Origin of the sequence: Novosphingobium chloroacetimidivorans (genome assembly GCF_014204535.1) — a bacterium.
GTDB classification, from domain to species: domain Bacteria; phylum Pseudomonadota; class Alphaproteobacteria; order Sphingomonadales; family Sphingomonadaceae; genus Novosphingobium; species Novosphingobium chloroacetimidivorans.
In genome coordinates, this window is record NZ_JACHLR010000011.1 from 137,054 (window position 1) to 147,962 (window position 10,909).

13 protein-coding genes are annotated in these 10,909 nt (G+C 60.0%); all 13 read left to right on the top strand.

What is annotated here, in order from left to right; all coding sequences use genetic code 11:
* The first annotated feature begins 18 nt into the window (after nt 1–18).
* The 13 genes from HNO88_RS13675 to HNO88_RS13735 all read left to right on the top strand — a co-directional run bounded on the left by HNO88_RS13675 (nt 19) and on the right by HNO88_RS13735 (nt 10,818).
* Nucleotides 19–243: a hypothetical protein gene (locus HNO88_RS13675; protein ID WP_184246386.1), complete on the top strand. Its 225-nt coding sequence runs from the start codon at nt 19–21 to the stop codon at nt 241–243.
* The gene (locus HNO88_RS13680; RefSeq protein ID WP_184246388.1) at nt 243–785 is read left to right on the top strand and encodes a head-tail connector protein; all 543 of its coding nucleotides are present in this window, start codon (nt 243–245) and stop codon (nt 783–785) included. Before HNO88_RS13675 ends, HNO88_RS13680 begins: the two co-directional genes overlap by 1 nt.
* Nucleotides 785–1,144 carry a phage head completion protein gene (locus HNO88_RS13685; protein WP_246381751.1) on the top strand — a complete coding sequence of 120 codons (360 nt, stop codon included), beginning with the start codon at nt 785–787 and terminating at the stop codon, nt 1,142–1,144. The genes HNO88_RS13680 and HNO88_RS13685 overlap by 1 nt, the downstream gene beginning before the upstream one ends.
* Nucleotides 1,145–1,196: 52 nt before the next feature.
* Entirely contained in the window at nt 1,197–1,544 is a 348-nt protein-coding gene (locus HNO88_RS13690) for a hypothetical protein (protein WP_184246394.1), read from the top strand.
* A complete protein-coding gene (locus HNO88_RS13695; protein ID WP_184246397.1) occupies nt 1,541–1,912 on the top strand; it encodes a DUF3168 domain-containing protein in 372 nt (123 codons plus the stop codon). Before HNO88_RS13690 ends, HNO88_RS13695 begins: the two co-directional genes overlap by 4 nt.
* 53 nt (nt 1,913–1,965) lie before the next feature.
* Nucleotides 1,966–2,394 carry a phage tail tube protein gene (locus HNO88_RS13700; protein ID WP_184246400.1) on the top strand — a complete coding sequence of 143 codons (429 nt, stop codon included), beginning with the start codon at nt 1,966–1,968 and terminating at the stop codon, nt 2,392–2,394.
* A gap of 41 nt (nt 2,395–2,435) precedes the next feature.
* Nucleotides 2,436–2,825, top strand: coding sequence for a gene transfer agent family protein (locus HNO88_RS13705; RefSeq protein WP_184246403.1), 390 nt, complete (start codon nt 2,436–2,438; stop codon nt 2,823–2,825).
* A gap of 226 nt (nt 2,826–3,051) precedes the next feature.
* Nucleotides 3,052–5,991 carry a tape measure protein gene (locus HNO88_RS13710; protein ID WP_184246407.1) on the top strand — a complete coding sequence of 980 codons (2,940 nt, stop codon included), beginning with the start codon at nt 3,052–3,054 and terminating at the stop codon, nt 5,989–5,991.
* Nucleotides 5,992–6,020: 29 nt separating this feature from the next.
* Nucleotides 6,021–6,590, top strand: a complete 570-nt coding sequence (locus HNO88_RS13715) for a hypothetical protein (RefSeq protein ID WP_184246410.1) — start codon at nt 6,021–6,023, stop codon at nt 6,588–6,590.
* Nucleotides 6,590–7,246 (top strand): hypothetical protein, encoded by a 657-nt coding sequence (locus HNO88_RS13720; protein ID WP_184246413.1) that lies wholly within the window; start codon nt 6,590–6,592, stop codon nt 7,244–7,246. The genes HNO88_RS13715 and HNO88_RS13720 overlap by 1 nt, the downstream gene beginning before the upstream one ends.
* A 25-nt stretch (nt 7,247–7,271) precedes the next feature.
* Nucleotides 7,272–7,694, top strand: a complete 423-nt coding sequence (locus HNO88_RS13725) for a DUF6950 family protein (RefSeq protein WP_184246416.1) — start codon at nt 7,272–7,274, stop codon at nt 7,692–7,694.
* Between the two features lies 1 nt (nt 7,695).
* Nucleotides 7,696–9,474 carry a hypothetical protein gene (locus HNO88_RS13730; RefSeq protein ID WP_184246419.1) on the top strand — a complete coding sequence of 593 codons (1,779 nt, stop codon included), beginning with the start codon at nt 7,696–7,698 and terminating at the stop codon, nt 9,472–9,474.
* A gap of 42 nt (nt 9,475–9,516) precedes the next feature.
* Nucleotides 9,517–10,818: a hypothetical protein gene (locus HNO88_RS13735; protein WP_184246422.1), complete on the top strand. Its 1,302-nt coding sequence runs from the start codon at nt 9,517–9,519 to the stop codon at nt 10,816–10,818.
* Nucleotides 10,819–10,909 lie beyond the last annotated feature (91 nt).

Below are 10,909 nucleotides of genomic sequence, written 5' to 3' on the forward strand. Positions count from 1 at the left end.
GCCCGAATAAATAACCACATGACCAAAGTTCGTATGATCTCGGCCCTTGTTGGCCCCCACATCAATCATCAGCCCGGCGACATCGTCGAAACTGATGAAGCCGCACGCTGGATCGAGTTCGGTATTGCCGAAGCCGTCTCGGTTGCACGTGTTGCCACCCCGATCGAAACCGCTGAACTGCCGCTGTTTAAGGAGACCGCCAAGCGTCTCCGCGCCAAAGCCCCGGCCAAGTCGCCAAAGTGATGGATTGGACGCGCCTGAAGCGGCTGACAACGCCCTCGATTGACGTGGTATCGATCGCCACGGCGCGTGATCACTTGCGCGTTGCGCACAACCTCGATGACACCCTGATCGATCGCCTGATTGATACGGCCATAGCCGTTATCGAAGGTCCCACTGGTGCCGGGATTCCGCTGCTGCTTTCCCGGTGGCAATTGACGCTCGATCACCTTCCCCGGTGCATCGATCTGGACCTGTGCCCAGTCGCCTCGGTGGACAAGATCACCGTGGATGGCGTGACACTCGATCCCACGACCTACGTGGTCGATATCGACAGCACACCAGCGCGCATCGTCCTTTGTCACCACACGACATCCTGCCTCAAGCTGGGCAGCGTCAAGGTCGAGTTCACCGCTGGGTATGAGACCATCCCGGCAGACCTTGTGCACGCAATCCTGATGCTTGTGGCTCACTTTTACGAACACCGTGAAGCGGCGTCTGCTGTCGATCTCAAGGACGTTCCGTTCGCGGTCAACGCCATCCTTGCAAGGTATCGCGCATACTGATGGCCTATGTCCCGCCTCCTACCGGCGCTTATCGCCACGTGGTGCGCATCGAGCGCAAGTCCTCCATTGTGGACGGCTACGGCAACCCGATCGCTGACGGCTGGGCAGTCGTGCCGGGCTTGGAGCGCATTGCCGCTGCTATCGCTGCGCAGCGCGGTGGTGAGGAGGTGCGATCCATGCGCGCCAGCGGGATCGATCGCTTTGACGTGACACTGCGCATCCCGGTAGCTGACATCACGATCGGTGATCGCATGATCGATCACAACGATGCGGCCTACGATATCCTGTGGATCGGCGACCTTGAAGGCCGTGGTCGGCAGATCAACGTGACGGCCCAGCGCGGTGGTCTGAATGATTAGGACAACCACCGACACGCGCGAGATCGACGCCTTCGCGGCACGGCTGGGGCGCATGCCCGCTGCCGTTCGGCAGCGGATTGATGAGGTGAATCGCAAAGTCGCCACGGCCATGCTCAAGAGGGGCAAGATCATCACCCCGCGCACAGAGGACGCGCCCCATCTCGGGGACTCGATCGAACTCACGGTCGGCGACAGCCGGTTGATGGAGTATAGCGTCAGCGTGGGCGACAGCGCCCTCGTCTACGCTGTGCCGCTGGAGTTTGGCCATGTCGCCCGTGATGGCAGCCACGTGCCAGCAAATCCATTTTGGGTCCCGCTAACGCGCATCTACCGCAAACGCCACCGTAGCAACCTTCGCACCGCGCTCCGCAAGGTTTTCAAGCAGGAGTTAGGGCTGTGATCGATCCATCGCTGCCGCTGCAAGCGGCCATATATCAAGCGCTCATCACGGCTGGCGTCAGCAACGTCTACGCCACCGTTCCGGTTGGCACCTCCTTGCCTTGGACCGTCATCGGTGACGATCAGGTCCTAGCCGCATTCGAGGCGGCCGAGATGTATGACTGCTTCACCCAAATCCACGTTTTCGGCCGCAAGCCTGATCACAAGGTGCAGGCCGGGCTGGTCATGACAGCGCTACGGGACCCCATCGAGATCGATGGCTTCGGCATCGTCGAACACGGGTTTGAGGATTCCAAGAACATCGATGAAAAGGACAATCAGATCGGGCACGTTGTCTTGACGTTCCGCTACCTGCTACAGCCGATCTAATCGTACTCCTGAATAAATAGCTCCTGATAGACTATCAAACAGGAGTTCCTTCAATGTCCTACATCATCCCCGTCATGGGTGAGACCATCCTCGTCAAGGTTGGCAACGGCGCTTCCCCCGAAGTGTTTTCTGCACCGACCCTGATCAACACGTCGCGTTCTATTTCGTTCTCGACCAGCACTGAAACTGATCAGCTTATCGATCTCGATGACCAGTCGGCACCTGCCCAGACCGTCCGCCGCGTGACCAGCACCGACTGCAAGATCGATGGCGAGGGCATGATCAACCGAGGTGACGTTTTTGAGTGGCTCGACTGGGCGCAGAGCGGCAAGATCAAGAATTGCCAGATCACCGATGGCACCGTCCTCGTCGAGGGTCCTTTCGTGCTGTCATCGTTCCAGTTCGGGGGCGAACGCCTCAAGTCCGCGACTGGCCAGCTAACGCTTGAGCAGGCTGGAGCGGTGGAAGTCACCGAAATCTGATCACCTGACACGGGGTTGTTCATAACGGGATAAATACCTGCATGAGCAACCCCATTAAGACCCGTTCCGCCATCCTTGAAAACGTCTTTGTAGGCGAAGGCTATTTCGATCTCTGCCTGAAAATTGGCGAACTCATTACATTGCAAGAACGGACCGGCGTCGGTCCCTTTGTTCTGGCGAACCGCCTAATCATGGGCGAATGGCGCGTCGAGGATGTGATCGAGACCATTCGGCTGGGCTTGATCGGTGGCGGCATGGATAACCGCAACGCTTACGATCTCGTCACCCGTACGATCGTCGAGGGCAACATCTTTGACTACGCGGCCATCGCTGGCAGCGTGGTGATGACCGCCATCATGGGCGTGGATGATGAGCAGCCTGATGCCGATGAGGAGTCCGACGCAAATTTTCCGATAGCCCCAATGGATTGATCCGCTGGGGCAAGTTCTACGAAAATGGCGGCGCTGCTGGTTACACACCACGTGAAATCAAAGACATGTCCCTTTGGGAGTACACCTTCGCACTCTCGGGATTCGGCAAGTTCCACTCAGGCACTGATGAGAAAATAAGTGCACCGAGTGAGGATGAATTCGAAAGGTGGATGTCGCTCTACGGCGCACCAAGCACGTCGATTAAGGCCGATCAATAAATAGAGGCATGGCCTCTTCTAACGCTTTAACGACCCGCTTTGCCGCTGACATCGGTCAGTTTGAACGCGAACTTCGCCGCCTTCAGAACCTCAACGCTCGCGCGGCTGCCCGGCTGGCTGCCGATCAGGCACGTGCTGCCCAGCGTTCGGCGCGCGCTTGGAACGACAACGACCCAAGCAAGCACCTCCAGCGTCAGATCAGCAGCATGCGTGATCAAATCACGCGTTTCGCGCCTGTGCTTGCGGGCATGTGGGGCGCGGCTGAAGTCCTGCGCGCGGCGGATACTTGGACCCGGTTCACTAACTCGCTCAAGGTTGCTGGCATCGAGATGCTGCAACTCAAAGGGGTGCAGGAACAGCTATTCGCAATTGCACAGCAGAACGGCGTCGAGATCGAAGCCCTTGGCGTCCTCTACGGCAAGTCGGCTGGATCGGCAAAAGAACTCGGCGCGTCTCAGGCGGACCTGATTAAGTTCACTTCCACTGTTGCCACCGCTCTCAAGGTGCAAGGTGGATCGGCAGAATCCGCAGGCGGCGCTCTGCACCAGCTTGCGCAAGCGCTTGGTGGTGGCAAGATTCAGGCCGAAGAGTACAACTCCATTATTGATGGCGCACGCCCTCTACTTGAGGCCGCTGCGGCGGGCAACAAGAAGTGGGGCGGCTCGGTAGCTGCACTGACCAAGGATGTTAAAGCGGGCAAAGTAACGTCAAAAGCGTTCTTCGACGCTATTCTGGCTGGCTCATCGATACTTGATGAAAAGGCCGCGAAGGCGGCCACCACGCTCTCACAGGCGTTCACCGTCTTGAGCAATTCGTTCACGCAGTTCGTTGGCCAAAGCAACCAAGCGTCAGGCGCAACCCTCATTCTGGTGGAGGCCATCAAGGCGCTGGCCAACAACTTGCCAGCGGTAGCCACCGCCCTCACGGTCATTGCCGGGCTCTATACCGCCACCTTCATCCCCGGTATTGCTCGGGCCACCACGGCGCTGGCAGCCAATGCCGCCGCAGCCGTTTCGTCCGCTGCCGTCTACAATGTGGCGAGCCGATCGATCGCGGCCGGTGCCACCACGATGAACGTGGCCACGCGTGCCGCCTCGGCCTTGACGGCCGTCTTGGGTGGACCGCTGGGCATCGCCTTGACCGCCATTGCCGCTGGTATGGCTTATTGGGCCTATTCAACGGCGACGGCCAACGCCCGGACTGCTGATCTACAGGCACAGGTCAGCGAACTCGCCACCAAGCTGGATATCGAGGCTGATGCGGCCACCAACGCGGCAGCCGCCACCGGCAACGTCAGCAAGGCCAGTGTGATCGCTGGGGCAAAGACGCGTGGCCTCGCTGTGGATGTCGCCACCCTCACGGACAAGTACCAGTTATTGGCCGAAGCCGCGCGTCAGGCAGCATATGACATCGCGAAGGCTGCGGTGATTGATGCCCAGACCAACTACAACAAGAAGGTCGCAGAGGAGACGGCCAAGGCAACCCCGACCGTTTCGGTTCTCGGCCGCGATCCTAAGGATCGCCAGCTTGGTATCAACGACGGCCGTCAGGTCTACGCGAAACAGGGTGAGGATGCCGCCAAGAACTCACCTGAGGCGCGCGCCTTGGCACAGGCGAAAGCCGTTGAGAACGAATTGCGCGATCCCAAGTCCCGCGCGGCATTTGTGGAAAGGCCCGGCAAGCCCGCGCCTGCCGATCCCGCGAAGAAAAAGCCCGGCAAAAAGGGCAGCACGCCAAGTGACGGCACCGATGAAGCGCGTCAGCTTGAGATCGAGCGCCGTCAGCTACTCCTGCAAGAGACCGTCGATCTCGGCGAGAAGTTGAAGCTACAGCGTGAGATTTTGGCCCTCCAGACTGAGGAAAAGCTCGATGCGATCCAGCAGCGGGTCACCTCTGGTCAGTTGACCAAGGCAGGTGCCGAGACCCTGACGGCAAAAACCAAGGAACTGGCAGCGATCGAGGAGGCCAACATTGTCGCGGCCAACACGCGCGAGGTGGCAGAGCGCACGCGTAAGCTGGCAGAGGAGGATGCCGAACTTGCTGCTGACAAGCTGCGCACCGAAGCCGATCTACTTGAGGATCGCGCCAAGGTCGCGCGTACCACGTCCAAGCAGCACCAACTGGAACTCGATGCTTTGCAGAAGCGGCAGGAAGCCGATCGTCTGGAGTTTCAGGTCCGTCGCCAGCAGTATGAGGCTGACCTCATCCTGTTGGGCCTCACCCGCGACCGAATCGACTCGATGCTGGCCCAAATGGACAAGACCTTTGAGGATGGCCAGCAGCGCCAGACCGACGAAAAGACGCGTGAGCAGTCCAAGGACAACCCCTCTGTTCGTGGTCGGATCAAGGAACACGCGGACTCTTTCGGCACGTTGAATGCCCAGCTTGGTGACATCGCAAACGGCGCGCTCGATGATATCACCTCGGGATTCACCGATGCCATCATGGGCGCAAAGTCGTTCCAAGAGGCAATCGGCGACATGGCCAAGTCGGTCATCGCCAGCCTCATCAAGATGGCGGTCCAATTTGTGATTTTCGAGGCTATCGGGCAGGCGCTGGGCATCAAGGGTCTGGGCAAGAGCGCGCTCGGCATCAGCAAGCAGCCGTCGCCCGGCGTAAGCGTCGGTCGAAACGTCGCGGGTACTAACAATTGGCGAGGTGGCCTCACGACCGTAGGCGAAAATGGCAAGGAGTTGGTCTACCTGCCCGGTGGCAGCCAGATCGCGCCGAACAACTTGCTCTCGACCGCCCTACAGCAGAACACGCAAGGTCGCGCCTCGGCTGGTAACACCACGGTGATCAATACCACCGTGAACGCTAACGACGCGGTCTTAACCCATACCGTCAAGGGCTGGATTCAGACCAGTCAAATGCAGGCTGTACAAGCAGCCCAGAAAATGACTAACCGCGATCAGACAAGGCGCAACCGCAACACCCTCTACAGGTAAGGAAATAGTCGCCATCGGATAAATATCCGATGGCGATAGTCTTTCCTCAAATACCGTTCGGTAGCAACACCGAAATTACGCTGAACACCTCGGCTGCTGATCTCAAGCCGTTTCTTGCAGGCCCGGTGCAGCGTCTCGCTCGACTTGGTGACAAGTGGTCGCTCAAGATCGAATGCCGCAAGATGTTCGCCAAGCAGGCTGGCCCCGTCATTGCCGCCCTCATCGCTGGGCTGGCTGAACTTGTCATCATCGACCTGCCACAGCCCGGCATCGATACCAGCAAGTGGACCACCGGCAACATCGCGGCTCCCGCCACTGGTGGGCGGCAGATCGTGGTCAGCGGCGGCGGCGCGCCCAAGGTCGTGGGTCAGATGATCTCGATCGAGCGCCTCGGGGTCCACTACCTGCACCAGATCACTGCCGTGAACGGGGCAAACCTCACGATCCAACCCGCGCTCAAGACCCCGCTTGCCGCTGGTGAACCGGTCGAGTTCGCGCGTCCGAAACTCATGGGCTTCGTTGCAGGTAACGCGGCTGGTTGGACCGTTGGGCTGGCTGAAAACACCGGCCTCTCATTCGTCATCGATGAGGCGGTCTGATGGACGCCGCGCTTCTCTCTCGCCTCACAAATTCGCCCGTCATCCGCATTTTTCACGCGGTTCGGATCGAACTGCAATCGACTGGTACCTCGATCAACCTGATCGACGGTAGCGCCTCGCTTGCGCTCTTGGTCGATGGTCAGCAAGTGACATTCAAAGGCAGCGATCCGACCTTCGGGGTGATCGGCGGCATCGATCAGATCAACGAACAGATCGCGAGCGAAGCGCCCTCCGTCAGTGTCTCGCTGATGCCAGCATCGGCCAACGCGATCGGTGAACTATCACAGCCCGACAACCAAGGCAGCCCGGTGCGCATTTGGATGGGCTCGGTCGATGATTTGACCGGGATTGTGATCGGTATGGAGTTGCTGTGGTCCGGTCGTCTCGACACCGTTGTGACCAGTATTCAGGCTAATGGTCAATCGTGTGAACTCGTCACGGTCTCGGCGTACGATCGATTGTTCTCAGTGAACGAAGGCGAAGCGCTCAATTCCAAGTGGCACCAAGCTATTTGGCCCGGTGAAACCGGCTTCGACTTCAACGTGGATTCCACCGTTGAAATCTACTGGGGTGGCGAGGCTGGCAAGCCATCGACAACACCGATCCCCGGTGGTGGCGGATCGATAAGGTCACTGCCGGGTATATTTGGTGGCTGATCACGCCGCTCGAATAAATACACGCATGAAGTTGCTAGAGCGCGTCCAGAACACACAAAAGACCATAGACGAGTTCTATGGTCAGCCTTTCTCATGGGGCAGCGCCGACTGCGCTATACTAGCCGCACGTCACCTAGAGAACATGGGCTTCGAGACCGTGCGCGAGAAAGCGCGCAACTACACGACTGAGATCGGTGCACGCCGCGCCATGACCGCGCTCGGCTGTGCCTCGATGGAGGACTTCGTCGATCAATACGGTTTCGCTCGCATCCCGCCTGCCTCGGCTCTGCCGGGCGATCTCGTAGGGTTTCCGGGTGGCGAGGACGAACGGCCTTGGACCGCCTTGGGCGTCATGGTGGACTCCGGTGAACACCTGATCGGCTTCGCCAACGGCGAGGTGATGCGCGGCCCCAGCCACGTCTGCACTGTAGCTTGGAGGGTTGCCTAAGATGCCGATGGCTATCCCTTTGATCGGCGCAGCTTTTATGGCTGTCGGCTCGGTTTTGACCGCCGTGGGTGTCACCGCGACGATCGCTGGCATCAGCCTTGCGACGATCGCCACGGTTGCGGGCGTTGCGCTCATGGCCGTGTCGATGCTCACGATGATGCCGCCGAAGCCCAGTTCCAGCGGCAGCCAGCTTGATACGAAGTTAAGCGCGAAAGCCCCTGTAGAAGTTCTCTATGGCCATTCAGCCACTGGCGGCACGTTGATCTATCGCGAGTTGAGTGGCAAGAAAAACGACTACCTGTGGTTGGCTATTGCACTCTCGGCATCGGGTCCGATTCAAGGCGTGGAGTACGCGTACGCCAATGATGTAGCGCTGAACTTCAGTGGCAATCCATCTAGCAACTTTGCACTGGTGAGCGGCACCACCCCCGCGTCGAAGAAGCTCTACACGGGCAAGTTCGGCATGCGCTTTCTGAATGGCGACACACCTTCGACCACCACGATCTCGCAGGGTTTCGGCTCGCGCGGCGCGGCACCGAAGAACCCCGGCTTGGCCTCAGGGCACGCCCTCGCACTCGTCTGGGCAGACTACGACACAGACCAATTCCCGCAGGGTCTGCCAAAGATGTTGTTCACCGCGCGCGGTGTCAAAGTATATGATCCACGCCGCGACAGCACCTATCCGGGTGGCTCTGGTAGTCACCGGCTGGACAACGCCGCAACTTGGGAATTTTCTGAGAACCCTTACTTGTGTGCGCTCCATTGGGTTCTGGGTAAGTACCAAAACGGCCGCAAGGTTGTTGGTATCGGTGCGCGTCCTTCCGAAGTGGACTTTGCCGCATTCGTCCGTGGCGCGAACGTGGCTGATGCCAATGGCTGGAAGTGCGGCGGCGTAGCGAGCACCAAGGACGACAAGTTCGCGGTTCTGTCCACTATCTTGGCCGCAGGCGCTGGCGTGCCGATCGCGCGGGGGGCGCAGATTAGCTGCCACGTAAACACGCCGCTCACCACTACCGCCTCGATCAGCAGCGCTGACATCGTACGGGATGTGGAAATCCAAAATTCCACCTCGCTGCGCAGCAGATACAACACGGTCATCCCAACATACAGGGAACCCTCGCAGTTTTGGGAAATGATCTCAGGCGAGCAGGTAACCGCCTCAGTCTATGTGGATGAGGACGGCGGTTTTCAGGCATCGCGCGAAGTCGAATTCACGATGGTGCAGCAAGCCGCACAGGCGCACCAGCTTGCGACGTACAATCTGGTCAACAGCCGTGAGATGCTGACCTTCACCATGGGGGTCAAGATACGTGGTCTGGGCATTCGCGTAGGCGAAGCCATCACCGTAAACGTGCCCGCTATTGCAGCCACATCGATCAAGTGCTTGGTCATCAACCGCGAATACAACCCTACTGATGGCGTTGTTACGCTTACGCTCAAGAGCGAGAACGACAACAAGCACGCGTTTGCGCTTGGGCAGTCACAGGTTGCCCCGCCCACGATCGCACTTCGCGGGTTTGACGCCAGCGACATGGCCGCGCCAGAGTCCACAAGCTGGCTGGTGCAAGGCGGCACGATCACCAGCGATGCAGGCGTGCGGCCGGTCATTCGGATCAACGGCGCGAACGACAATCCTTATACCTCGCAGATCATCGTCGAGTACCGTCTCGCTGGTACTCCCGGCTGGTGGATGGCAGGCATCTACGGTCGCAACACCAGCGCGATCGAGATCACGTCTGTTACCACAGGCACGGCCTATGACGTGGCGATCAGCTACTGATCGACCACCAATGCGCAATCTGATCGCACGATCTACTCAGGCGTGGTCGCGGGCGATGAGCGGTTCGCTTGGGCTGCAATCACAGGTGACGCCAAGCCTGAGGACTATGCCACGCATGGTGCCCCGGCTGGGACGCCGATCGGCGATGCCGAAGCCCAGTTCGTGGTCGATCGGGTTAATGCTGTGCACGCGGCCATCGAGGAGTTCGATGACACGTTCAACGCCATGCAGGCCCAGATCGACGGTCTGATCACCGATGCGGGTGGCGAGGCAGCGGCAGCGGCAGCAAGCGCTTCGGCAGCGGCCCAGTCTGAAGCCAACGCCTTGGCGGCAGCGCAGAACGCGGAAACGGCAAGCACAGATGCGGCGGCAGCACAGACGGCTGCGGCGAACGCTCTGACGGCAGCCAACACCAAGGCACAAGAGGCCGCGCAATCGGCATCGAGCGCCAGCGGCCATGCAACCACCGCCTCGGGTCAGGCCACGATCGCCACGCAGAAGGCGGACGCGGCTGGTACCAGCGCGAGCACGGCCACGGCCAAGGCGGATATCGCCACGACCAAAGCGGGCGAAGCGTCAACCAGCGCGACCAACGCGGCCACGTCCGAAAGCAACGCGGCAGGTTCGGCCAATGCCGCATCGATCAGCGCGACGGCTGCGGCGAAGTCTCATGATGATGCAGGCAAGCAGGCGTCCGCTGCCGCGACCAGTTCCTCGACGGCAAGCACCAAAGCGACGGAGGCAGGCCAGTCGGCATCGGCCGCAGCTACATCGGCGACCAACGCGGGCACGTCAGCATCGAACGCCAACACCTATGCAGGGCAGGCCAGCACCAGTGCGCAAAACGCGGCTGGCAGCGCCTCTACGGCATCGACCCAAGCAGGCCTTGCCGCGACGGCTCGGCAGACCGCACAAGACGCGGCTACCGCTGCCAATACCAGCGCCGGAACAGCCAGCACAAAGGCCTCAGAAGCCGGTATCTCCGCCACGGCAGCCCAGACCCAAGCTGTGCGCGCGTCAACCTTCGCATTGGATGCGGCAGGTCGTGCGACCAACAACATCGTGGGTCGTGGTAGTTTCACCTCCAGCGATAAAGGCAATTGGCACAGCAGCAACGAAGCGCAGACATACAGCGTCCAAGATGTTGGCAGCGGCGGTTTTTGGATTCTACAGCAGGTCTCGCGTGACGCGTGGGAAGGCGAGCCCGTCCCCGGTGACTGGGCTGGTCGAAGGATCAAGGTCAGCGGCAATGCTGCGGCGTTCCGCAACTACCCGGCGCGCGCTGGGCTCCAAGTCACCTTGGCGAACGGCTCCGTGCAGTATCTTACCGTTCCCGCAGGGTAAGCGTCCGGTCTGGGGCGCCTTGCGCGACGGGTAATCGGCAAGCCACAGGTGCGGCACTGTGGACAGCACCGGTGCGGCACTTATGGCTACG

Bases quoted from the DNA above. Each gene is read 5' to 3' on its own strand.
- HNO88_RS13700 (WP_184246400.1), top strand. From the start codon at position 1,966: ATGTCCTACATCATCCCCGTCATGGGTGAGACCATCCTCGTCAAGGTT.
- HNO88_RS13685 (WP_246381751.1), top strand. From the start codon at position 785: ATGGCCTATGTCCCGCCTCCTACCGGCGCTTATCGCCACGTGGTGCGC.
- HNO88_RS13690 (WP_184246394.1), top strand. From the start codon at position 1,197: ATGCCCGCTGCCGTTCGGCAGCGGATTGATGAGGTGAATCGCAAAGTC.
- HNO88_RS13680 (WP_184246388.1), top strand. From the start codon at position 243: ATGGATTGGACGCGCCTGAAGCGGCTGACAACGCCCTCGATTGACGTG.
- HNO88_RS13720 (WP_184246413.1), top strand. From the start codon at position 6,590: ATGGACGCCGCGCTTCTCTCTCGCCTCACAAATTCGCCCGTCATCCGC.
- HNO88_RS13675 (WP_184246386.1), top strand. From the start codon at position 19: ATGACCAAAGTTCGTATGATCTCGGCCCTTGTTGGCCCCCACATCAAT.
- HNO88_RS13725 (WP_184246416.1), top strand. From the start codon at position 7,272: ATGAAGTTGCTAGAGCGCGTCCAGAACACACAAAAGACCATAGACGAG.
- HNO88_RS13710 (WP_184246407.1), top strand. From the start codon at position 3,052: ATGGCCTCTTCTAACGCTTTAACGACCCGCTTTGCCGCTGACATCGGT.
- HNO88_RS13715 (WP_184246410.1), top strand. From the start codon at position 6,021: ATGGCGATAGTCTTTCCTCAAATACCGTTCGGTAGCAACACCGAAATT.
- HNO88_RS13730 (WP_184246419.1), top strand. From the start codon at position 7,696: ATGCCGATGGCTATCCCTTTGATCGGCGCAGCTTTTATGGCTGTCGGC.
- HNO88_RS13705 (WP_184246403.1), top strand. From the start codon at position 2,436: ATGAGCAACCCCATTAAGACCCGTTCCGCCATCCTTGAAAACGTCTTT.